A 21,984-nucleotide genomic window follows, 5' to 3' on the forward strand; every position below is an offset into this window, starting at 1 on the left:
ACAAGTATGAGAGTGTCAGTTGTGATTCCAGTGCATAATGAAGCAAGTACTTTATCAAAAGTTTTAGTAGAAGTAAGGAAGTTGGAACCATATGAAATTATCATAGTAGATAATGGATCGACAGATGGTACGAAAGAAATAGCGTTACAGCATAATTGCCGTGTGATTTATTATAGATATTCTCTTGGTAATGATGTGGGACGGGCAATTGGTGCTAGAGAAGCAAAAGGTGAAATTGTTTTATTTTTAGATGGCGATATCGTCATGAAAAGTGAAGAATTATACAATTTTATTAAAGGAATACAGCAAGGACATGAGATTGTTTTAAATAATTTAACATGGTCCGTTTATTTGAAGATGAGACCGCATTATACGACGGTTGGAAAATATATGTTAAACCGTTATTTGAACAAAAAAGAATTTGTTGTAGGATCTTTAATTGCGATACCACATGCGATAAGTCGTGAAGTGATTGAAGAACTAGGGTGGTGGAATTTAGCGGATCCAGCACTATTTCAAGCGATGGCGATGTCTAGAGGAGTAGATATTTCTGATATGGCTTCAGTTGATGTCATTTACACAAATAAAGTTCGTCCTGTCCATACGGGCACATCACCTGGCTCTCCTTATCCGAAAGCGACTAGTCGTATTATGGGGGATCATTTGCGAGCTTTACAATACGTAATCGAAACATACGGTAATCGCGGTGGTTTTTCAGAGGGCAATAAAGATAGGGAGTTTGTAGGAAAGTATAAACCAGTTTTATTACAAAAGAAAAAAGCGAAATATAGTGCCATTATCCCAGTATCAGAAGAGAAAACAACTATAAGGTCTGTTATACAAGAAGTGAAAAAAGCAGGTGTAGATGAAATTATAGTTGTTGTGAATGGAGCTGCCGTAAAGACCATTAAACAAGTAAAGCTAGAGAATGTTATTGTTGTTGAGTTGGAGGAAGTGCTTGGGCATAATGTAGCACGGGCGATAGGGGCCATGTATGCTACGGCAGATATTTGTTTATTTGTTGATAGTGATTTTGTTATTCCAGCAACAAATTTAATTCTATTTTTGCGTGCTATTGAAGATGGAAGTGATGTGGTATTAAATGATTTACAGTGTTTATTAGATATGTTTCATCCAGCAGATCCAATTAGCATGGGAAAATATTTTGTGAATTTGATAGCGAAGCGACCAGATTTATGGAATAACTCATTAACAGCAGTACCACACGCTATGCATAAAAAAGTAATAGAGAAAATTGGTTATGATTCTCTTGTGATTCCTCCAGTAGCTCAGGTGAAAGCTATTTTAGAAGGATTCTCTATTACAGCAGTAGAGTTAGTAGATGTTATAAAAACAAATCGAGTACGTCCAGAGCAACACGAATTTGTAAATGGGCGTATTTCAGCATTTGATCGTATTTTCGGGGATCAAATTGAGGCGATTGCGTATTTATTACAATGTACAGATGAACGCGGTGGCTTTACGGATGGAGATAGAGATAGAGATATCATTCAACACTTGAGAAGGGAAGAAGAGAATACAAATGAATAGTAGTAAAGTAGCTATTATTGGCTTAGGGTATGTTGGCCTTCCTTTAGCAGTCCATTTTGCAGAGAGAGGCCATACAGTACTTGGGTTAGATAAAGATATTAGAAAAATAGAATCAATTATAAAAGGAGAAAGTTATATTCCGGATGTTTCTTCTAAAGAGTTACAAAGTTTATTGATGAAAAAAAATTTAATAGTGAACACACCGGATCAAGGCATTGCTGATTTTCAAAATAGTGATTATGTTATTGTCACTGTCCCGACACCAATTAATGAACAAAGAGAACCAGACTTAAGTGCCCTCATTTCAGCCTCACATTATATACAACAAAACCTTCAAAAAGGACAAACCTTCATTTTTGAAAGCTCCACATATCCAGGTACACTCGAGGAAGTTATTATTCCGATTATTTCTCAAGCAGGTCAAAAGGTAGGAGAAGATTTTTATATCGGATATTCCCCTGAGAGAATTGATCCGGCTAATAGTCACTATTCCGTTCAAACGATTCCAAAAGTTATTAGTGGACAAACAGAAAAGTGTAAACAAAAAGTACAGGAGTTATATAGCACTACATTTGATGTCGTTGTTCCAGTTAGTTCTCCGAAAGTAGCGGAAATGTGTAAGTTGTTTGAAAATATTCAGCGCCTAGTCAATATTTCATTAGTAAATGAGTTAAACACACTATGTGAAAGTTTAGGAATTGATTTTTATGAGGCGCTTGAAGCCGCATCTACAAAACCGTTTGGATTTACCCCATATTGGCCAGGACCAGGAATAGGAGGACATTGTATTCCAGTAGATCCTTTATATTTCCAATGGAGAATAAAAAGGAATGGGGAAATTAGTCAATTAATTGAGGCTGCACATGTGATTAATGAAGAAATGCCAGAGAAAATAGTCCGGAAAGTAAAAGGCATGGTGCAATCACCTGCATCAGTTTTAATTGTAGGAATTGCGTATAAGAAAGATGTAAATGATTTGAGAGAATCACCGGCTTTACCAATTATTGAATTGTTAATAAAAGAAGGATATGAAATCGAATATCACGATCCATATATTTCTTCTGCAAAGTTTGAAGATAAGGTGTACCAATCTGTTTCTTTGGATGAACAAGTGGTTAAACAAGCGGGTTGTATTTTAATTTTAACTGATCACTCTAATATCGATTGGAAGCTTTTTAAAGGAATGAAGCGAGTAATAGATACACGTGGAATTATAAAGAAGGTGAGTGTATGAGTAAGAAATGTTTAATTACAGGTGGAGCAGGATTTATTGGTTCACATTTAGCTGAAGAGCTGGTGAAAAGAGGCTATGGAGTTACGATCGTTGATAACTTCTATAAAGGGAAAAATAAATATCATGATGAGCTAATGAAAGAAATTCGAGTTATTCCAATAAGTGTTTTAGATAAAAATTCTATTTATGAATTAGTAAACCAACATGATGTAGTGTTTCATTTAGCAGCAATTTTAGGCGTGAAAACGACAATGGAAAAGAGTATAGAGCTTATTGAAACAAATTTTGATGGAACGAGAAATATTTTACAAGCAGCGCTAAAAGAAAAGAAGAAAGTGGTCTTTGCTTCTACTTCAGAAGTATATGGTAAGGCAAAGCCACCCTTCTCTGAAGAGGGAGATCGATTATACGGGGCAACTTCTAAAATACGCTGGAGTTATGCAGTGTGTAAAACATTAGAAGAAACATTATGTTTAGGATACGCATTAGAAGGTTTACCGGTAACGATTGTTCGTTATTTTAATATTTATGGTCCAAGAGCGAAAGATGGTCCGTATGCAGGGGTAATCCCACGATTTATTAGTGCGGCTTTGCAAGGGGAAGACATTCTCGTATATGGAGATGGAGAGCAGACACGTTGCTTTACGTATGTAAGTGATGCGGTAGAGGCAACGATTCGAGCAATGGATGAAAAGGTAAATGGTGAAATTATTAACATAGGTTCTGAGAATGAAAAGAGTATAAAAGAAGTAGCAGAAGTAATTAAAAATCTAACGAAATCCTCTTCAAAGATTATTCAAGTTCCTTTTGAAGAGGTATATCCACATGGCTTTGAAGAAATTCCAAATAGAAGACCAGATGTTGCGAAATTAAGAGAACTTGTTCAGTTTCAAGCAAAGGTAACGTGGGAAGAAGGATTGAAAGAAACTATTAAGTGGTTCCGTGAAGAAAATAATGGCTAAGTCACTATCGGTCATTATACCTGTATGTAATGAAGCTGAAACGATTTCAGATGTTATCCAATCGGCAAAAGGATTAAATCCAATAGAGATTATTGTAGTAGCAAACGGTTGTAACGATGGTACAGAAGAGGTTGCTGATCGTTTAGGGTGTAAAGTAATCAAGCATACAGAGCTACTAGGGAACGATGTTGGCCGCGCGATTGGCGCAAAACACGCGATAGGTGATGTATTACTATTTATAGATGGAGATTTTGCTATTCAAACTTCAAAATTACAATTATTCCTGAATCCGATTTTACATGATCAGGCCGACATCGTTTTAAATAATTTGGACGCATTATTTTTAAAGAAACAAAAACCGCATTCTATTACCGTATGGCGCCAAATATTAAATGCAATATTAGAGCGCGAAGAATTAAAGATTGATTCTTTATTAGCTGTACCGCATGCGTTGACGAAAGAGGTTGTTCAAAGCATTGGATATGAATGTTTCGTTAATCCTATTGTCGCTCATTTACGCCTAGTACAAAGCAAATGGAGAATTAGTCGTCATTGTGCAATTGACGTTATTACGCCAAATAAATTTCGGCCGGCCGAGCATGCTGCGTATGGCACGGGTCTTTCTCAATCTGAAAAACGGATGATAGGTGATCATATAGAAGCTGTAGCGGAGCGAATAGTAGGCACTGATGAGCGCGGAGGGTATTATGATGGAAATAGGAAAAGAGAGTGTGTCTATCATACTTTAAGTTTCGAAGATTTTTATCAAGGATGGGGCGTTACATCTAAGTTGTATAAAGGAAAACAATTATCGGTCATTATTCCTGTACAAGATGAAGAGAAAACAATTGGAAATGTTATAGAAGAGCTTCGCAAAATTGAACCTTTTGAAATTATCGTTGTTGTAAATGGTTCGTCTGATCAAACAGCAACGATTGCAAAAGACAAGGGAGCAACAACAATTGTATATAAAGAAGCACTTGGCAACGATGTGGGACGTTCACTTGGGACTTATTTCGCCAAAGGAGAAATTGTATTATTTATAGACGGTGATTTTGTTATTCCAGCTAGTGAGCTATATCCATTTACAAAAGCTATTGCAGATGGAATGGATGTCGCATTAAATGATCTAAATCATTATTTAGATTTAAGAGTACCGCTTCATCTTGTAACTGCATTTAAATATGCATTAAATTTAGCTTGTGATAGAAAAGATTTAGGAGTAGGATCTCTTATCGCTGTACCTAATGCGTTTAGCCAGAAGTGTTTGAAATCAATTGGGTATAGGTCTTTATTGTCACCTTGCGTAGCGCAAGTGAAAGCTATTCTTTCAGGATTCGAAATTGCGTGTGTAAGTCGTGTAGAGGTCGATAAGATGAACCGCATTCGTCCCAGTGAACATTTTGCAAAAATAGGTCATCCTCCAGCTGTCTTGCGAATTATAGGTGATCATATAGAAGGATTAGAGCAATTAATTGTATTAGAAGGTAGCCGTGGTGGATTCTATGATGGGAATAGAAAAAGAGATGTTTTAGAGTAGTAACAAAAAAAGTGTACAACATATGTACACTTTTTTGTTCTGTTATAAAAACTATAACAGATTAGGAGATAAGAGTATTACAGCTCTACAATGGGTATTTTTCTTATATTACAAAATAGGACTCGTATATAAGGATACCAAAAAAATACAATTAAGGAAAGGGTTAATTATAAAGACTTTCAAGTGAAGTTAACACTATGCATATAGTAGTTTGCTCAACATTTCACAAACATGTCACAACTATTTCGTTCACTTTAGCAAAAAAGTAGTATTCTAAGTGTGTAAGCTGTTATATAAAAAATCTTAGTCCTGTACTAATCAAAAATGGAGGAGATTAGGATGACTCAAGTATTAGAAAATGTTAAAAACGCATGGGAAAACTTTAAAGGTGAAAAATGGAAAGCAGAGATTGATGTTCGCGATTTCATTTTAAATAATGTAAACGTTTTCGAAGGGGACGAATCTTTCTTAGCGGGAGCAACTGAAGCAACGAAACAACTTTGGGATCAAGTAATGGATTTAACAACGAAAGAACGTGAAAATGGTGGCGTTCTTGATATGGATACAAAAATTGTTTCTTCTATTACATCACATGAACCAGGATATTTAAATAAAGATATTGAAAAAGTAGTCGGTTTCCAAACTGAAAAACCATTTAAACGTTCTTTACAACCATATGGTGGTATTCGTATGGCGGAACAAGCTTGTGAATCTTATGGATACGAAATGGATAAAGAGCTTAGTCGTATTTTTAGAGATTGGAGAAAAACTCATAACCAAGGTGTATTCGATGCTTATACACCAGAAATGAGAAATGCACGTAAATCAGGTGTAATTACTGGTCTTCCAGATGCATACGGACGTGGACGTATTATCGGTGACTACCGACGCGTAGCATTATATGGTATTGATCATTTAATTGAAGCGAAAAAAGTTGATTTGAATTTAACTGGCGGTGTAATGAGCGAAGATACAATGCGTTTACGCGAAGAGTTATCTGAGCAAATGCGTGCACTTCAAGAGTTAAAACAAATGGCTGCTTCTCATGGCTTTGATATTTCTAAGCCAGCAACAAACACACAAGAAGCATTCCAATGGTTATACTTCGCATATCTTGCAGCGATTAAAGAGCAAAATGGAGCTGCAATGAGTCTTGGACGTACTTCTACATTCTTAGATATTTATATTGAAAGAGATTTAGCAAATGGTACTTTAACAGAAGGAGAAGTACAAGAAATTGTGGATCACTTCATTATGAAATTACGTCTTGTGAAATTTGCAAGAACACCTGATTATAATGAATTATTCTCTGGTGACCCAACTTGGGTAACTGAGTCTATCGGTGGTATGGCATTAGATGGTCGTCCATTAGTAACAAAGAACTCATTCCGTTTCTTGCATACATTAGATAATTTAGGACCAGCTCCAGAACCAAACTTAACAGTTCTTTGGTCTAAACAATTACCGCAGAACTTTAAAAACTACTGTGCAAAAATGTCTATTAAAACATCAGCAATTCAATATGAAAATGATGACATTATGCGTACTGAATACGGCGATGACTACGGAATTGCTTGTTGTGTATCTGCAATGAGAATTGGTAAACAAATGCAGTTCTTCGGTGCACGTGCAAACTTAGCAAAAGCATTACTATATGCGATTAACGGTGGTAAAGATGAAAAATCTAAAGCACAAGTTGGTCCTGAGTACGCACCGATTACTTCTGAAGTATTAGATTATGAAGAAGTTATGCGTAAGTTTGATATGACAATGGAATGGTTAGCAGGTCTATATTTAAACACATTAAATGTTATTCATTACATGCATGATAAATATAGCTACGAACGTATTGAAATGGCACTTCATGATACAAATGTTCTTCGTACAATGGCAACAGGTATCGCGGGTCTATCAGTAGTAGCAGACTCTTTAAGTGCAATTAAACACGCAAAAGTAAAACCAATTCGTGATGAAAACGGTATTGCAGTTGACTTTGAAATCGAAGGAGATTTCCCTAAATACGGTAACAATGATGACCGTGTAGATGAAATCGCTGTAAATCTTGTAAAAACATTTATGAATAAACTTCGTAAACATAAAACATACAGAAATTCTGTTCATACAATGTCGATCTTAACAATCACATCTAACGTTGTATACGGTAAGAAAACTGGTAACACTCCAGATGGTCGCCGTACTGGAGAACCATTTGCACCAGGTGCGAACCCAATGCATGGTCGTGATACAAAAGGTGCATTAGCTTCATTATTATCTGTAGCTAAATTACCATATGAAGATGCACAAGATGGTATTTCTAATACATTCTCTATTATTCCAAAAGCACTTGGTAAAGAGGATGATGTACAAGTACGTAACTTAGTATCAATGCTTGATGGTTATGCAGTAAAAGAAGGCCATCACTTAAATATTAACGTATTTAATCGTGAAACATTAATGGATGCGATGGAACATCCTGAGAAATATCCACAATTAACAATTCGCGTATCTGGTTACGCTGTAAACTTTATTAAATTAACTCGTGAACAACAAATCGATGTAATTAATCGTACAATGCATGAAAGTATGTAAGTGAAAAAGTGTCCCTCTGCTTTTTATAAATCGAAGAGGGGTCTGCTTCAATAAAGGAGGAAGTAACATGATAAAAGGAAGAATTCATTCTGTAGAGTCTTGTGGTACTGTTGATGGCCCAGGAATTCGTTATGTCATATTTACACAAGGGTGTTTATTACGTTGTCAATACTGTCATAATGCTGATACGTGGGAGATAGGTAAAGGAAAAGAAATAACAGTTGAAGAAGTAATGCAGGATGTGACATGTTACCTTCCTTTTATTGAAGCTTCTGGAGGCGGTATAACAGTTAGTGGTGGTGAACCATTATTACAGCTAGATTTCTTAATTGAATTATTTAAGAAATGTAAGGAAGTTGGAATTCATACAACAATTGATTCTTCGGGTGGTTGTTATTCTGAAGAACCAGAATTCCAAAATAAGCTAGATATTTTAATGGATTACACAGATTTAGTTTTATTGGATTTGAAACATATTGATTCAAAGAAACACCGTAAATTAACAGGGAAACCAAATGAACATATTTTACAATTTGCTCGTTATTTATCGGATAAAAATAAACCAATTTGGGTAAGACACGTATTAGTTCCTGGTGTTACGGATAATGAAGAGGATCTACAAAAATTATCTAGCTTTATTCAAAGCCTGTCTAATGTTCAGAAGGTTGAAGTGCTACCATATCATAAGCTTGGTGTATATAAATGGGAGGCACTTGGGCATAAGTATCCACTCGCGAATGTAGAACCACCTACTGAAAAAAATGTAGAGCAAGCAAGACATATTTTACAAGCAGTCTAATCCAAATATTGGATTAGGCTTTTTGCTTTCTTTACAATAAAACCTAGAGTATGTATATAGAAAAGAGTATACTAAAAATAGAATATCCATATTTTTGTAAGGAATAAGTGGAGAAATTTACATAATTGTAAAGGGAAATCAAAATAGTAAAAAGAATTAAGAAGTAAAAGAGTGAGTATTATGGAATAGAGAACATTTGTAAGTTATTGCGAAAGCTCTTATAGGAAAGTATAATGTAAAGATATGAGCACAGATAGGATTAAGGGGTCAATCTTATATGCTTTGCATATCCACGACAGGTACATAGCTGAAAGAGAAGTATTAGAATCTGTTTATGTAATTTTTAAGGAAAATGTTTTTCCTATTGTCGTATATGCAATATGGAGAAACAATAAGCTAGGAGTGGATTTGTTTGATAAAAAACCCCAAGGTTTTAATATTAACTGCACATTACGGTAATGGTCATGTGCAAGTAGCGAAAACATTAGAACAAACATTTCGCCAAAAAGGAATTAAAGATGTAATTGTATGCGATTTGTTCGGAGAATCACATCCAGTTATAACCGATATTACAAAATATTTATATTTAAAAAGTTATACAATAGGAAAAGAATTATACCGCTTGTTTTATTATGGCGTAGAAAAAATTTATGATAAAAAAATAGCATCTTGGTATGCGAACTTTGGAAGAAAACGTTTGAAATTACTTTTACAAGCAGAGAAACCGGATATTGTTATTAATACTTTTCCAATCATAGCTGTACCAGAGTTAAAAAAGCAAACAGGTATTTCAATTCCTGTTTATAACGTATTAACGGATTTTTGTGTGCACAAAATATGGATTCATCGGGAAGTAGATCGTTATTTTGTAGCAACGGATCACGTGAAAAAAATTATGGTTGATATTGGTGTGCCCTCGGAGCAAATTGTTGAAACTGGAATTCCGATTCGTAGTAGTTTTGAGCTCAAGATCAATCCAGACATTATATATAATAAATATCAGTTATGTAAGAATAAAAAGATTTTACTAATTGTAGCAGGTGCTCATGGGGTATTAGGAAGTGTAAAAGAACTATGCCAATCATTTATGTCATTACTTGATTTACAAGTAGTTGTCGTTTGTGGAAAGAATGAAGCATTAAAACAGGATTTATTAGGAGTACAGGAAAAAAATCCTGATGCATTAAAAGTATTTGGTTATGTTGAAAATATTGATGAATTATTCCGTGTTACTTCTTGTATGATTACGAAGCCAGGCGGTATTACGTTAAGTGAAGCGGCAGCATTGCAAGTACCTGTCATTTTATATAAGCCTGTTCCAGGGCAAGAAAATGAAAATGCGATGTACTTTGAAAGAAAAGGAGCTGCAGTTGTCATTCGTGATGATAGTGAGGTTTTTGCAAAGACAGAGGCGTTATTACAAGATGATATGAAGCTTCTTCAAATGAAAGAAGCGATGAAAAGCATTTATCGTCCGGAGCCAGCTGGTCATATTGTGGATACAATTTTGACAGAAAATCATGTAGAACCGAATCATATACCTATTAAATCACCTGCTCTTGCACAACTATTTACTTAATATGAAACCCTCTTTTATATGTTTAAAGAGGGTTCTTTATTGTTTTATAAGATAAAGTAGTAACTTATCCACATGAAGATTACGTTTTCATTAAACAGTAAAGTCGAAATATTAACAACTATATCCACATTGTCCACAATTTTTAGAAAACTATCCACAATTCGAACATTTACTATGCGTTACAACATATAAACTTGTGAAGGATTTGTTGAATTTATTCACAATTCTATAAATTGTGTGGATAACGTTATCCACACAAAAAAGGTTCCTTATAAATAAGGAACCTTTTTGTCTATCCTATCACGTAGAAAAAATATGTAATGAGAATGAATAATCAGGGGGGAAAACTTCTAATTATTCATTCTCACTTTAAATACTTTTCGAGCGATAACCCGCTGCGCGATCTGCTTTGCGAAATTCTCGTTGGTAAAGAACTTCTTGTGTACTAGATAATGTGTTTTTTGTTTTGTCACGTTTCTTTTTATCCATTACAAATCACCTCGTGTCCTAAAGTCACTATCTATCGTTTCCAAAGACATAGGGTGATATACGTATATGGTAAAATGTTAATGATTAATTATTTTTTCTGGAAATTTAGATTATGCTTCTTTTAATTGGTGAGCATCTTGGAACGTTGTATCTCGCATTGTAGCAAGTGTATATTGATCTTTTGGGATTTCATATAAGTTATATACTTCTTCATTTGCGTTAATTTCATCATAAACGGCTTTTCTTGTTTCGTTTGCTAGATTTACATATTGTAGTTTTTCGGCAGCTTTAATAGAACGAATATTTATTTTACGAATACGCATAAAGATTGTTTCAATATCTAATTCATAGAAAAGTTCACTAAAAAATGAATCTTTCGCCAATTTATTATAGCCTTTTCCATGATAGGGTTTGCCAAGCCATGTTCCGAGAAATCCGGCTTTTTCTTGCACATCAAATAAAGTAATTGTTCCGATAGGGTTACCCCATTCATCTAAAATTGTGCGTGAAATTAATTCCCCACGCTCTTCAGCTTCAATCGTTTGTTTCGTTAAAAATAAATACTCTTCATAAGAATAAGCCTTTTGACGCACAAAAGGGAAGACAGCTGGGTCCACCATTAACTCGTATAGAACGTGGCTGTCGTGTAAGTCGCGTTTTTTCAACATACTAACTCCTCCTCACACGAGGGTAGCATGACGAAAAAACACCCCACCCTCGAAATTTTTATATCAATCTTTAAAAAATTTCGGGGTGGGAATCGAACCCACTAGAACCAGTTTCTAACGCTGGTGGCGCACCATTTGCCTTCCCCATTCATCAATTTGAAAATGATAATCACGACACAAATTGATTATGGTTTCATTCAGTTTATAATCGTATAATACTTTATCTAGTCAAAAAAATAAACTAGTTTTTTTTATTTTTTTTGTAAATTATTTTTCCATCAATCATGGTTAGTACAGGCTTGGCTAAATAATGGAAAGGATGATGAGTCCATAACACAAGATCAGCGTCTTTTCCAACCTCAATGCTTCCAATTCTATCCTCTAAACGTAAATTTCGTGCTGGAAATATGGTGATTCCTTCTAGTGCAGTTTTTTCGTCTAATCCTTCTCTTACTGCGACAGCAGCACAAATATTTAAATATTGAATTGGTGTATAAGGGTGATCTGTTGTTATAGAAACTTCCACACCATTTTTCGATAATATATGGTAAGTATCCCATGTTTTGTTTTTAAGTTCGATTTTAGAACGGCGTGTAAGAGTGGGGCCAACTGAAACCTTCAAATTGTGTTTCGAAAGTTCTTCAACAATAAAGTGTCCTTCTGTACAATGTTCAATACGTAAATCGAGATTGAACTCTGTTGCAAAGCGTAGAGCAGAACTAATATCATCTGCTCGGTGAGCGTGGATACGTACGGGTATTTCGCGGCGTAATGCTTTTAAGATAGGAAGCATTCGAAAATCAGCTTCATGCCCGTAGTGCTGTGCTTCATAGAATGATTCCCGAAGTAATCCCATAATTCCCATACGTGTTATGGATTCTTTTGTTCCATTACTATGGACCTTTTTAGGATTTTCTCCAAAGGCAATCTTTAAGCCGGCAGGTTCTTGAATAATCATATGATCAATACAAGTTCCAGCTGTTTTTATTACACAAGTCGTACCACCGATAATGTTTTGACTTCCTGGCATAACGTGAACAGTTGTGATTCCGTTTTGTACAGCATCTTGAAATGCACTATCAAAAGGGTGGATTCCGTCCAAAGAACGGATATGTGGTGTTGAAACTTCAGATGTTTCATTTGCATCATTGCCAGCCCAACCAGTACCTTCATCATAGAGACCAAGATGAGTATGGACATCAATAAATCCAGGTAAAAGATGAAGAGCACGAGCGTCTATAACTGTCATATCTTGAGTAGGTTGAATGGAAGGCTTGACCTCGGCAATTCTTTCTCCTATAACGAGTACATCCCCTTGAAATTTTTGGGATGTAATAGGATAGACAATGGCTTGTTTGAGCAATATTTTCATAGGTACCTCATTTCTGTTACTTTACAATGTTAATGGAATTTAAGGGAAAGTAACTGAAAGGTTATTTGTGTAATAATGCTCCGGATTCTAGAAAATGAAAGTTTTGAAAGGGGACCCTGTAAAACTGTATTTTAGAAGTACTACATTGTATGCGAAAGTATATTTTGTAATGCATGGTCTATTGCCGGAAATGTGTATTGATACCCATGTTCAATTGCTTTACTAGGTAATACATGTTGTCCTTCGAGTACAAGTATACTCATCTCACCTAATAAAGTGTGAAGCATAAATGAAGGGACAGGTAACCAATGAGGTTTTTTCATTATAGTTGCAATGGTTTCTCCAAATTCCTTCATTCTTATAGGTAGGGGAGCTGTGATGTTAAAAGGGCCATCAATTTCTTCTTTGTGTATGATGAAATCAATTAGGCGAACGACATCGTCTATATGAATCCATGATAACCATTGGTTTCCAGATCCAATTGTACCTCCAATATAGAATTGATAGGGGAGTAGCATTTTGGGAAGAGCTCCTCCGTCTGCGCCTAATACAACTCCAAGTCTTGCGTAGATTGTTCGCATTCCAAGAGAGCGTGCTTTAGATGCTTCTTGTTCCCATGAATATACTGTATTTGCTAAAAAGTCATTTCCAGGAATCTCATGCTGTTCTGTAAAAGACTCAGTTTCAGACGTTCCATAGTATCCAATAGCACTTGCGTTAATAAATGTATTTGGCTTTGTACCAAGTGTTTGCAATTGTTTAATGAGTCCTTTTGTTGTTTGAATTCGACTGTTTAAAATGGATTCCTTTTGTTTCTTTGTCCATCTACTATTAATAGACTCTCCAGCTAGATTAATAACTACATCGATAGAAGAGAGGGGGAAGGTTTGTAAATCTGGTGTCCATTGTACATACTGAAGGTTAGGATGGGAAGTTTCAGTAGTTTTGTTTCGAGTAAGAATGTAAACATTATATCCTTTTTGAATAAAAAAAGTAGAAAGGTATTTACCGATAAAGCCGGTACCACCGGAAATTGCGATTCTCACAATTATTTCCTCCTCATTATATATATTCTTGAAAAGCAAAAACGTTCCTTGACTATGTTAAAATAATAGAGAGGTGAGAGTATGGCTGTCATTACAAAAATAGAAGTGCAAAAACGATCGAAAGAACGATTTAATATTTATATTGATAAAGGTCAAGGTGAAGAATACGGATTTAGTGTGGATCAAGTAATCTTAATGAAACATGGATTACAAAAAGGATTAGAAATTGATGAAATAGCGTTAGGGAATATTTTATACAATGAAGAGGTACAAAAAGCATATTTACAAGCAATTTCCTATCTATCCTATCAAATGAGAACAAAAAAAGAAGTAGAAGACTATTTACGAAAAAAAGAAGTGGGACAGGCCGTCATCTCTGAAGTCGTTTCGAAATTATTACATGATCGATATATTAATGATAAAGAGTACGCTGTTTTATATACGCGAACGCAAAGTAATGTGAATCGAAAGGGTCCGACTGTTATTAAAAGAGAGTTATTAAATAAAGGTGTTCAGGATCTAATCATTACACATAGTTTACAAGAATATCCGAAGGAAAAGCAAATTGAGAATGCTTTACTTCTTATAGAAAAGAAGAAAAGGTCTTATCAAAAGCATTCCTTTTTACAAATGAAGCTAAAGTTAGACGAAATGCTTGTTCGTAAAGGATATTCTAGAGATGTGATTCAAATTTGTTTGGAAGAATTGAAAGACGAAAAAGATGACGAACAGCAACAAGAAGCGTTACACTATCATGGGAATAAATATTATGAGAAATATAAGAAGTATGATGGATGGACATTCGAAAATAAGATGAAACAAGCGTTATATCGCAAAGGGTTCTCTATTGATGAAATAGAGATATTTTTGCAGATGAAACGTGAAGAGGGATGAGGGGAATAAGATGAATATGCCAAAGCGCTACAGTGAAATGACACCACATGAGCTAAGGGAAGAAATTGGGGTTTTGAAAGAGCAAGCAATAAAGGCAGAGCAGCTTGGTATTGTAAATGAGTTCGATGTATTAATGCGCAAGATGGCAATGGCTCGTGCTTATATGACTGATATAAACAAATTCCATATTGGTGAGACATATGAATTAGTAGAAGAACCTGGTATATTATTTGAAATTACGTATTTCAACGGGGTATTTGCTTGGGGACATAAGCAAAATGATAATGAAGAGATTGGAATACCGATTTCTTTATTGCAAGAAAAATGAAAACCAGAGAGCGAATATCTCTCTGGTTTTCATCTTTGGTAGGCGTTACAGGAGATAGGAGATTCTAAAATTGGCGTTTTTTACATTCATTCGCCAGTATAATGAGAGACTGGGTTTGTTGCGTCTGTCCGTTAACTTGCGCTTTTGCATGTTTCGGACGAGTCCACGTATGGTTAAATAATTCAGAACGACTATCTAAGCGATCACGGTAGCTCATCTTTATCACCTCGTGTAGGAAGTTAATTTTTTAGGTTGTACCTGAACTATTCTTCCTGCTGATTTGCAGCACGCATACGTTCTTGTGGGTGCGTGTTAATTGTGCCGTTAGGTCGTTTCGAAGCGAAGCGTGATTTCGCTTTCGGCTGACCATCGATTTTGCTGTTGTTTTTTGACTCAGACCAAAATTCGGCTTGTTTACCCATTGCGAACGCCCTCCTCATCATCAGTTGATACCTCTTTAAGAAGTATCACTTATAGAATGTGCAAAATAGAGGAAACTATCCTTTAGAAATTAAGGGAATAAATAGGTAAAAGGAGAATAGAACATGAATGATATTCACGAAACATTAACAAAAGAATTGTTAGACAAAAATGACAAACTTTCTTACGCACAAGCTCGTGCGTGGGTTGAATTATTGTGGGAAGACTTTCAAACAACTTATGCTAAATCAGGTCGTTATCAAGGTGATGAAATGACTGAACAAGTGGTACGAACATGGATTAATAATCATGGAGGTCGCCTTCATGAAATGCGTACAAATAATCCGAAATATAGCCATTTAATCAATCAAGAAGATCATTTGAAACATTAAAAAAAGCGACTTAAGTCGCTTTTTTTAATGTGGAAGTAATTCCAGTTTTTTTCGAAGTTTTTCTTCACTAAAAATCCATCCTGTATAGGAACTAATAATATTTAAATTGTGGTCGAGTTGAACGATTGCAACGAATGGATAATAATCTTTACTGCGATAGCGCAAATCAATGAAGCGAACTTCGTAATAATGATCATAATCGAAAATGTCCCAGCGATACACAGGGGAGAAAGATAGAAATGCTGAGATGTTTTCATCTTGTTTAGCTGCGCGCATAATAGCATTATCTGGGAACGGTACCCGGTCAAACTTATCATATATCATGATGTTACCACGATGCCATCTAGCAACGTAGTAATAATCAGTTGTAACGATTGCTAAATGGTAATGATAAAATCTGTAAGAAGGGGAAATGATTATTTTCTCCACATGATTGAAACGTTTATATACGACGCTACGTATGTTTCTATGCATCATAATCCGTCCGATATAGTAAATAATCATCAATATATACGCTGCTAAGGCAGTATATCCTTTATGGGAACCTACAAGCATACAAGCAATCGCGAGTAGGTGGATAAAGAAAATGACGGTATCAAATGTATTAATGATGCCGAGCGCTACCCATTTTTTTGTAAAGGGCCGTAATGCCTGGGTACCGTAGGCGTTGAAAATATCTACAAAGACATGAAGAAAGACGGCAATAAATGACCAAAGTAGTAGATGCAAATATGGAGCGTCTGAAAAGAAGGCGAAAGAGATGCCACTTATAAGGAATGACCAAAGAATCACTGCAGGAATGGAATGAGTAATCCCGCGATGATTTCTTATATATTTAGCGTTATTACGCAATTTTAAAACTGTATCGATGTCAGGAATATTGGAACCGGCAATTGTAGCAAGCATAACTGCTTGTGGCCCAATATCACTTTGTGCTATGGCTGGATCTAACGTTGCCAAACTGCCTAGAGTAACGCCCATAACAAGGTGAGTGGCTGTGTCCATAGAAATCCACCTCCGTTTTTTATTAATGTAACTCTTTTTATTCGATACCTCAAGTCCTTTGCCTTCTATTTCCTATGTCATCTTACTTAAATTTTTTCCTAAAATCTTTATAATAGTACTTATATGCAAAAAAATGAGGGGGATCAAGTTTGACACTTGAAATATTAAATAATTTTAACATAGAGCAGTTTCAAAATGATTTAATTGGTTGGTTTGAAAAAGAGCAACGCGACTTACCGTGGCGTAAAAATAAAGATCCATACCGCGTCTGGGTTTCGGAAATTATGTTGCAGCAAACAAGGGTAGAAGCTGTAAAACCATATTACGCGAATTTTATGGGGAAGTTTCCTACTCTAGAAGCTTTGGCAAATGCTGATGATGAAGAAGTGTTAAAAGCATGGGAAGGTTTAGGTTATTATTCTAGAGCGCGAAATTTACATGCAGCCGTAAAAGAAGTAAAAGAAGTATACGGCGGGATAGTACCAAGTGATGTAAAGAAGATTGAGAAATTAAAGGGAGTCGGTCCCTATACAAAAGGTGCTATTTTAAGTATCGCATATGGTATACCAGAGCCGGCAGTTGACGGAAATGTTATGCGTGTATTATCTCGCATTTTATCAGTATGGGATGACATTGCAAAACCGAAAACTAGAAAAGTATTCGAAGAGATTGTGCGTGAAATTATTTCGGCTGAAAATCCATCTTATTTTAATCAAGGTTTGATGGAATTAGGAGCACTGATTTGTATTCCTAAAAATCCAGCATGCTTACTTTGTCCTGTACGTGAGCATTGCAGGGGATATGCTGAAGGTGTTCAAAAGGAGTTACCAGTAAAAAGTAAAGCGAAGGCCCCTACGATGGTACCGATTGTTGCAGGAGTACTTCAAACAGAAGATGGTCGTTACGTCATTAATAAACGTCCAAGTACCGGTTTATTAGCTAACATGTGGGAGTTTCCGAATATTGAACTTGGCGAAGGGATTCGTAATCAGAAGGAACAGCTTATAGATTATATGAAAGAAAAATTTGAGCTTTCGATTTCTATTGAAGAATACGCAATGAATGTACAACATACATTTACACATCGCACTTGGGATATATTCGTATTTTATGGAAAAGTAACTGGTGATATTGTTGAAACAGATACATTGAAATTTGTATCGAAAGAAGCATTTGAGCAGTTACCATTCTCGAAATCGCATCGTACGATTTATGAGAATTGCGTTGAGAAAATTACAATGCAATAAAGTGAAACTTTAATCAGTGGGGTTTTTCTTCATCCCCCACTGATTATTAGTTGAACCAATCGGACTTTTATAGGCAGTTGATCCCCCACCTAAATTCTTTGCTTTCGCTGCATTTTGAGGTTGGGGTCTTACTGCCCGTTAAAGCGGGATAAATTAAAAAAGTGTTCCCTAGATTGGGAACACTTTTTTAATCGTAAGAAATTTTTGTCCCATGAGTCCAATTAGCTTCACCTTGTTGTAAGCCACCTCTTGATTCAATTTCTACTACAATTTCTTTATAGATACTTTGACCTTCTGCATTTAAATACGGCAAAATCTGTTGTAATGAGTGATGAAAATAAGCTAATTCATCTTCTTTCCACTCATTTTTTGAAACCATCGTTAGTTCAGTCATATCGCGTCCTATATACATATTTCCACCTCCATCTCCTATAGTTTGAATGAGTGATAAGAGATATATACGGAGATTAAAAAAAGAAAATCACGGATAACTTCTAAGTGAATTGGTTACATTATTGGTTGTGGAGGTGAGAAAGATGAGTAAAAAACAACAAGGTTATAACAAGGCAACTTCTGGTGCTAGCATTCAAAGTACAAATGCTAGTTATGGTACAGAGTTCGCGACTGAAACAAATGTACAAGCAGTAAAACAAGCAAATGCACAATCAGAAGCAAAGAAAGCACAAGCTTCTGGTGCACAAAGTGCAAACGCTAGTTATGGTACAGAATTCGCAACTGAAACAGATGTGCATGCTGTGAAAAAACAAAATGCACAATCAGCTGCAAAACAATCACAATCTTCTAGTTCAAATCAGTAATGAAAGAAAAACACTTCTCTAATTCGGGAGAAGTGTTTTCTTTGTGCCTGGGTCATAGTAATGAACATAAAGTGAACGACATAACTTCTAATAAGTCAACAAATGTAGTCAAAGGAGAAGGAAGTTAAAGATGAGAAATATGTAATGAGGAAGAATAACTGATAAATAAGTCCAAAAGGGGGTAAGTAATGAACGACTTTGATAAGTTGGTAGGAGAGCAATTGGAAACGATGGATGAGTTGTTAAAGTTACAAGCTCATCTAGAGAAGTATCAGCAAATTGAAATGAGCGAAAAGGATACGTGCGATAAAAAGGAATTACATTTTATCCGCCAAGAAATATATAGAACAGAATTAGCGTTAAAACTGTTACATGAGAAATTTGAAGAGCAAACAAATAGTGTGATTCAATCTTTTGAGACTGAAAAAATGATTTCGAATTTAGGGTAAGGCATGTTGTTACCTTCCGGTGAAAGGTCCTTCTTTAGATAGAAATAAGGAAGGGCTTTTTCTATTTCTATTTCCTCGTTTGTAAATCATTCAGCGAAGGCCTCGTCTCCTAAGAAGATTAGGGATATAGTATTCAGTGTGAAAAATAGAGTCTTGTCGCTTTAGTTTTAAAATTTCGACAAAAAAGTTATAATAGAAAAAAAGTGAATGCAGCTCAAAGGGCATTTGCAGTTGAAAGAAGGGAGCATATATGGGATTTCCCAAAGAAGGAGAAAAAGTACAAATACATAGTTATAAACATAATGGCTCCATTCATAGAATGTGGGAAGAGACAACAATTTTAAAAGGGACACAGAGCCTTGTGATCGGAGCAAATGATCGTACAGTAGTGACAGAATCAGATGGCCGAACATGGATTACTCGTGAACCAGCAATTTGTTATTTTCATGCAAACTATTGGTTTAATGTGATTGGGATGCTAAGGGAAGAGGGAGTATATTATTATTGTAATTTAGGCTCACCTTTTGCATATGATTCTGAAGCATTAAAGTACATTGATTATGATTTAGATATTAAAGTATATCCAGATATGACATATACGCTTTTAGATGAAGATGAGTATGAAAAGCATAGTCAAATTATGCAGTATCCACCTGTTATTGATACTATTTTAAAACGAAATGTAGCACAATTAACACAATGGATTCATCAAAGAAAAGGGCCATTCGCGCCAGATTTCGTAGATATGTGGTATGAAAGATATTTAATGTACAGAAATTAAAACAAACCTGCAGGGGATTTCCCGGCAGGTTTGTCCTATTAGAGGGGGGATTATGTGCAAGGTATAAAAAGATATTTGCAATTTGTTAAACCGTATCGATGGCTTATTGCTATTACGATTATGATTGGTCTAGTTAAATTCGGCATCCCGCTTATTATGCCGTGGTTATTAAAATATATTATCGATGATGTAATTCAAGGGGGAGGGTCACTTCAAGATAAAACATCCCAATTAGTAACAGCCGTTGGGATTGCTTTTTTTATTTTTGCAGTAGTAAGACCGCCAATTGAATATTATCGTCAATATTTCGCGCAGCGTATCGCAAATACAATACTATATGATTTACGAAAACATATTTTTGGTCATTTACAAAAGTTGAGTTTACGCTATTATTCGAATACAAAAACAGGAGAGCTTATTTCACGTGTAATCCATGATGTAGAACAAACGAAGGATTTTGTAATTACTGGTTTGATGAATGTTTGGCTAGATACTGCAACAATTGCAATTGCTATTATTGTTATGTTTTCTATGAATATAAAATTAACATTTGTTGCGTTATTAATTTTACCTATTTATGTAGTGGCAGTGAAATATTTTTTCGGGCGTCTTCGAAAATTAACGAAAGAGCGTTCGCAAGCGTTAGCAACGATGCAAGGGTATTTACATGAACGTATTCAAGGGATGCAAGTGACACGTAGCTTTGCATTAGAAGAGTATGAGGGTAAGCAGTTTGAAAAAAGAAATAATGAATTTTTGACGAAAGCATTAACGCATACGAGTTGGACTGCAAGGACATTTTCAGCAGTGAATACGTTAACCGATTTAGGCCCGTTACTGGTGATCGGTTTTGCAGCATATGAAGTAATTCAGGGGCAGTTAACATTAGGGACTATGGTTGCCTTTGTTGGATATATGGATAGTTTGTATAGTCCGCTTCGCCGCCTTGTCAATTCCTCTACAACATTAACACAGTCTTTCGCATCGATGGATCGAGTGTTTGAATTGTTAGATGAAAAATATGATATTGTCAATGTGCCAAGTGCGGTACAAACGACAAAATTAAATGGTGAAGTGATATTTGATAATGTATCTTTTCGTTACAATTCGGATGAAAAAGAGATATTACATAACCTTTCGTTAACTATGTTGCCAGGAGAGAAGGTAGCACTTGTAGGAGCAAGTGGGGGAGGGAAGTCATCTCTTGCTAGCTTAATCCCACGTTTCTATGATGTTTCTTCAGGTGCAGTTTATGTAGATGGGATAGATGTTAGAAAGTATGATATGAGAAATTTACGTAGTCATATTGGAATTGTACTGCAAGATAATTTGTTATTTAGTGATACAATCGGGGCAAATATTTTATATGGAAACCCGAAAGCTACAGAGGAAGAAGTGATTGCAGCTGCTAAAGCTGCGCAAATCCATGATTTTATTATAGAGTTACCTGATGGCTATGATACTGTCGTTGGGGAACGCGGTGTGAAGTTATCTGGTGGGCAAAGGCAACGTGTAGCGATTGCAAGAGTGTTTCTAAAGAATCCATCGTTACTTATATTAGATGAGGCGACTTCCGCTTTAGATTTAGAAAATGAACGGTATATTCAGCAGGCGCTTCAGACGCTAGCTGCTGATCGGACGACGATCGTAATCGCACATCGATTGGCGACGATTACACATGTGGATACGATTATTTACATTGAAGATGGTGAAATTAAAGAAACAGGTTCTCATGAAGAGTTAATGAAAAAAAGAGGGTTTTATTACAATTTATATCAACTTCAACATATAACAGAAACAGCTCCTTTAGCGTAAAAGGAG

The 21,984-nt window shown here is 35.6% G+C and carries 23 protein-coding genes; 15 read left to right on the top strand and 8 right to left on the bottom strand.

What is annotated here, in order from left to right:
* The first annotated feature begins 6 nt into the window (after positions 1-6).
* From AC1Q8N_RS25560 to AC1Q8N_RS25590, 7 genes are all read left to right on the top strand, one after another.
* Entirely contained in the window at positions 7-1,551 is a 1,545-nt protein-coding gene (locus AC1Q8N_RS25560; RefSeq protein WP_141520051.1) for a glycosyltransferase family 2 protein, read from the top strand.
* Complete coding sequence (locus AC1Q8N_RS25565) at positions 1,544-2,785, top strand: nucleotide sugar dehydrogenase (RefSeq protein ID WP_098079792.1); 1,242 nt, start codon at positions 1,544-1,546, stop codon at positions 2,783-2,785. The genes AC1Q8N_RS25560 and AC1Q8N_RS25565 overlap by 8 nt, the downstream gene beginning before the upstream one ends.
* On the top strand, positions 2,782-3,747 hold the full coding sequence (locus AC1Q8N_RS25570) for a UDP-N-acetyl-alpha-D-glucosaminuronate decarboxylase (protein ID WP_048542109.1): 966 nt from the start codon (positions 2,782-2,784) through the stop codon (positions 3,745-3,747). Before AC1Q8N_RS25565 ends, AC1Q8N_RS25570 begins: the two co-directional genes overlap by 4 nt.
* The gene (locus tag AC1Q8N_RS25575; RefSeq protein ID WP_048542155.1) at positions 3,740-5,287 is read left to right on the top strand and encodes a glycosyltransferase family 2 protein; all 1,548 of its coding nucleotides are present in this window, start codon (positions 3,740-3,742) and stop codon (positions 5,285-5,287) included. Before AC1Q8N_RS25570 ends, AC1Q8N_RS25575 begins: the two co-directional genes overlap by 8 nt.
* 339 nt (positions 5,288-5,626) lie before the next feature.
* Positions 5,627-7,876, top strand: coding sequence for a formate C-acetyltransferase (gene pflB / locus AC1Q8N_RS25580; protein ID WP_098079790.1), 2,250 nt, complete (start codon positions 5,627-5,629; stop codon positions 7,874-7,876).
* A gap of 67 nt (positions 7,877-7,943) precedes the next feature.
* Positions 7,944-8,675: a pyruvate formate-lyase-activating protein gene (pflA, locus tag AC1Q8N_RS25585; protein ID WP_000589742.1), complete on the top strand. Its 732-nt coding sequence runs from the start codon at positions 7,944-7,946 to the stop codon at positions 8,673-8,675.
* A gap of 412 nt (positions 8,676-9,087) precedes the next feature.
* Entirely contained in the window at positions 9,088-10,254 is a 1,167-nt protein-coding gene (locus AC1Q8N_RS25590; RefSeq protein ID WP_098079787.1) for a diglucosyl diacylglycerol synthase, read from the top strand.
* A gap of 369 nt (positions 10,255-10,623) precedes the next feature.
* Here the strand turns inward: AC1Q8N_RS25590 and AC1Q8N_RS25595 are convergent, their stop codons facing one another.
* The 4 genes from AC1Q8N_RS25595 to AC1Q8N_RS25610 form a co-directional block, all read right to left on the bottom strand.
* Entirely contained in the window at positions 10,624-10,743 is a 120-nt protein-coding gene (locus AC1Q8N_RS25595) for a YfhE family protein (RefSeq protein ID WP_000358487.1), read from the bottom strand.
* Between the two features lie 110 nt (positions 10,744-10,853).
* Positions 10,854-11,411: a GNAT family N-acetyltransferase gene (locus AC1Q8N_RS25600; protein ID WP_000914737.1), complete on the bottom strand. Its 558-nt coding sequence runs from the start codon at positions 11,409-11,411 to the stop codon at positions 10,854-10,856.
* Between the two features lie 241 nt (positions 11,412-11,652).
* Positions 11,653-12,783 (bottom strand): amidohydrolase, encoded by a 1,131-nt coding sequence (locus tag AC1Q8N_RS25605; RefSeq protein WP_098049420.1) that lies wholly within the window; start codon positions 12,781-12,783, stop codon positions 11,653-11,655.
* Positions 12,784-12,923: 140 nt separating this feature from the next.
* On the bottom strand, positions 12,924-13,829 hold the full coding sequence (locus AC1Q8N_RS25610; RefSeq protein ID WP_060486947.1) for a TIGR01777 family oxidoreductase: 906 nt from the start codon (positions 13,827-13,829) through the stop codon (positions 12,924-12,926).
* 81 nt (positions 13,830-13,910) lie between these two features.
* Here AC1Q8N_RS25610 and recX point away from each other — a divergent pair, with 81 nt between their 5' ends.
* Together recX and AC1Q8N_RS25620 are read left to right on the top strand one after the other, a co-directional pair.
* Positions 13,911-14,723 (top strand): recombination regulator RecX, encoded by an 813-nt coding sequence (gene recX, locus AC1Q8N_RS25615; RefSeq protein ID WP_000268506.1) that lies wholly within the window; start codon positions 13,911-13,913, stop codon positions 14,721-14,723.
* A gap of 10 nt (positions 14,724-14,733) precedes the next feature.
* Entirely contained in the window at positions 14,734-15,051 is a 318-nt protein-coding gene (locus AC1Q8N_RS25620) for a YfhH family protein (protein ID WP_001057030.1), read from the top strand.
* A 64-nt stretch (positions 15,052-15,115) separates the two neighbouring features.
* Here the strand turns inward: AC1Q8N_RS25620 and AC1Q8N_RS25625 are convergent, their stop codons facing one another.
* Both AC1Q8N_RS25625 and AC1Q8N_RS25630 read right to left on the bottom strand, forming a co-directional pair.
* The gene (locus AC1Q8N_RS25625; RefSeq protein ID WP_000122093.1) at positions 15,116-15,268 is read right to left on the bottom strand and encodes a YpzG family protein; all 153 of its coding nucleotides are present in this window, start codon (positions 15,266-15,268) and stop codon (positions 15,116-15,118) included.
* Between the two features lie 46 nt (positions 15,269-15,314).
* A complete protein-coding gene (locus AC1Q8N_RS25630; protein ID WP_000517891.1) occupies positions 15,315-15,473 on the bottom strand; it encodes a small, acid-soluble spore protein K in 159 nt (52 codons plus the stop codon).
* A gap of 123 nt (positions 15,474-15,596) precedes the next feature.
* On the opposite strand from AC1Q8N_RS25630, the gene AC1Q8N_RS25635 reads away from it, so the two are divergent.
* Positions 15,597-15,863 carry a YfhJ family protein gene (locus tag AC1Q8N_RS25635; protein WP_000997857.1) on the top strand — a complete coding sequence of 89 codons (267 nt, stop codon included), beginning with the start codon at positions 15,597-15,599 and terminating at the stop codon, positions 15,861-15,863.
* 24 nt (positions 15,864-15,887) lie between these two features.
* Here AC1Q8N_RS25635 and AC1Q8N_RS25640 read toward each other — a convergent pair whose 3' ends face one another.
* Entirely contained in the window at positions 15,888-16,868 is a 981-nt protein-coding gene (locus AC1Q8N_RS25640; RefSeq protein WP_048542102.1) for a metal-dependent hydrolase, read from the bottom strand.
* Between the two features lie 149 nt (positions 16,869-17,017).
* On the opposite strand from AC1Q8N_RS25640, the gene mutY reads away from it, so the two are divergent.
* Positions 17,018-18,115, top strand: coding sequence for an A/G-specific adenine glycosylase (mutY, locus tag AC1Q8N_RS25645; RefSeq protein WP_048542099.1), 1,098 nt, complete (start codon positions 17,018-17,020; stop codon positions 18,113-18,115).
* A gap of 187 nt (positions 18,116-18,302) precedes the next feature.
* Here mutY and yfhS read toward each other — a convergent pair whose 3' ends face one another.
* Positions 18,303-18,527 (bottom strand): mother cell protein YfhS, encoded by a 225-nt coding sequence (yfhS, locus tag AC1Q8N_RS25650; RefSeq protein ID WP_048542097.1) that lies wholly within the window; start codon positions 18,525-18,527, stop codon positions 18,303-18,305.
* Between the two features lie 124 nt (positions 18,528-18,651).
* On the opposite strand from yfhS, the gene AC1Q8N_RS25655 reads away from it, so the two are divergent.
* From AC1Q8N_RS25655 to AC1Q8N_RS25670, 4 genes are all read left to right on the top strand, one after another.
* A complete protein-coding gene (locus AC1Q8N_RS25655; protein WP_000039039.1) occupies positions 18,652-18,933 on the top strand; it encodes a gamma-type small acid-soluble spore protein in 282 nt (93 codons plus the stop codon).
* 188 nt (positions 18,934-19,121) lie between these two features.
* Positions 19,122-19,382: a YgaB family protein gene (locus AC1Q8N_RS25660; RefSeq protein WP_000997582.1), complete on the top strand. Its 261-nt coding sequence runs from the start codon at positions 19,122-19,124 to the stop codon at positions 19,380-19,382.
* A gap of 250 nt (positions 19,383-19,632) precedes the next feature.
* Positions 19,633-20,163, top strand: coding sequence for a nucleoside tri-diphosphate phosphatase (ntdP, locus tag AC1Q8N_RS25665; protein ID WP_000506626.1), 531 nt, complete (start codon positions 19,633-19,635; stop codon positions 20,161-20,163).
* A 54-nt stretch (positions 20,164-20,217) separates the two neighbouring features.
* Positions 20,218-21,978, top strand: a complete 1,761-nt coding sequence (locus AC1Q8N_RS25670; RefSeq protein WP_097889310.1) for an ABC transporter ATP-binding protein — start codon at positions 20,218-20,220, stop codon at positions 21,976-21,978.
* Positions 21,979-21,984: the final 6 nt, after the last annotated feature.

The organism is Bacillus sp. GW823-FHT06B01 (genome assembly GCF_058952315.1).

What these genes read in the sequence shown, in the direction of transcription:
- AC1Q8N_RS25635 (WP_000997857.1), top strand. Translation starts at nt 15,597, where the DNA reads ATGAATGATATTCACGAAACATTAACAAAAGAATTGTTAGACAAAAAT.
- pflB (WP_098079790.1), top strand. Translation starts at nt 5,627, where the DNA reads ATGACTCAAGTATTAGAAAATGTTAAAAACGCATGGGAAAACTTTAAA.
- AC1Q8N_RS25605 (WP_098049420.1), bottom strand. Translation starts at nt 12,783, where the DNA reads ATGAAAATATTGCTCAAACAAGCCATTGTCTATCCTATTACATCCCAA.
- ntdP (WP_000506626.1), top strand. Translation starts at nt 19,633, where the DNA reads ATGGGATTTCCCAAAGAAGGAGAAAAAGTACAAATACATAGTTATAAA.
- AC1Q8N_RS25655 (WP_000039039.1), top strand. Translation starts at nt 18,652, where the DNA reads ATGAGTAAAAAACAACAAGGTTATAACAAGGCAACTTCTGGTGCTAGC.
- AC1Q8N_RS25620 (WP_001057030.1), top strand. Translation starts at nt 14,734, where the DNA reads ATGAATATGCCAAAGCGCTACAGTGAAATGACACCACATGAGCTAAGG.
- AC1Q8N_RS25600 (WP_000914737.1), bottom strand. Translation starts at nt 11,411, where the DNA reads ATGTTGAAAAAACGCGACTTACACGACAGCCACGTTCTATACGAGTTA.
- AC1Q8N_RS25560 (WP_141520051.1), top strand. Translation starts at nt 7, where the DNA reads ATGAGAGTGTCAGTTGTGATTCCAGTGCATAATGAAGCAAGTACTTTA.
- AC1Q8N_RS25630 (WP_000517891.1), bottom strand. Translation starts at nt 15,473, where the DNA reads ATGGGTAAACAAGCCGAATTTTGGTCTGAGTCAAAAAACAACAGCAAA.
- AC1Q8N_RS25660 (WP_000997582.1), top strand. Translation starts at nt 19,122, where the DNA reads ATGAACGACTTTGATAAGTTGGTAGGAGAGCAATTGGAAACGATGGAT.
- AC1Q8N_RS25565 (WP_098079792.1), top strand. Translation starts at nt 1,544, where the DNA reads ATGAATAGTAGTAAAGTAGCTATTATTGGCTTAGGGTATGTTGGCCTT.
- AC1Q8N_RS25575 (WP_048542155.1), top strand. Translation starts at nt 3,740, where the DNA reads ATGGCTAAGTCACTATCGGTCATTATACCTGTATGTAATGAAGCTGAA.
- yfhS (WP_048542097.1), bottom strand. Translation starts at nt 18,527, where the DNA reads ATGTATATAGGACGCGATATGACTGAACTAACGATGGTTTCAAAAAAT.
- AC1Q8N_RS25595 (WP_000358487.1), bottom strand. Translation starts at nt 10,743, where the DNA reads ATGGATAAAAAGAAACGTGACAAAACAAAAAACACATTATCTAGTACA.
- pflA (WP_000589742.1), top strand. Translation starts at nt 7,944, where the DNA reads ATGATAAAAGGAAGAATTCATTCTGTAGAGTCTTGTGGTACTGTTGAT.
- AC1Q8N_RS25570 (WP_048542109.1), top strand. Translation starts at nt 2,782, where the DNA reads ATGAGTAAGAAATGTTTAATTACAGGTGGAGCAGGATTTATTGGTTCA.
- AC1Q8N_RS25640 (WP_048542102.1), bottom strand. Translation starts at nt 16,868, where the DNA reads ATGGACACAGCCACTCACCTTGTTATGGGCGTTACTCTAGGCAGTTTG.
- AC1Q8N_RS25625 (WP_000122093.1), bottom strand. Translation starts at nt 15,268, where the DNA reads ATGAGCTACCGTGATCGCTTAGATAGTCGTTCTGAATTATTTAACCAT.
- recX (WP_000268506.1), top strand. Translation starts at nt 13,911, where the DNA reads ATGGCTGTCATTACAAAAATAGAAGTGCAAAAACGATCGAAAGAACGA.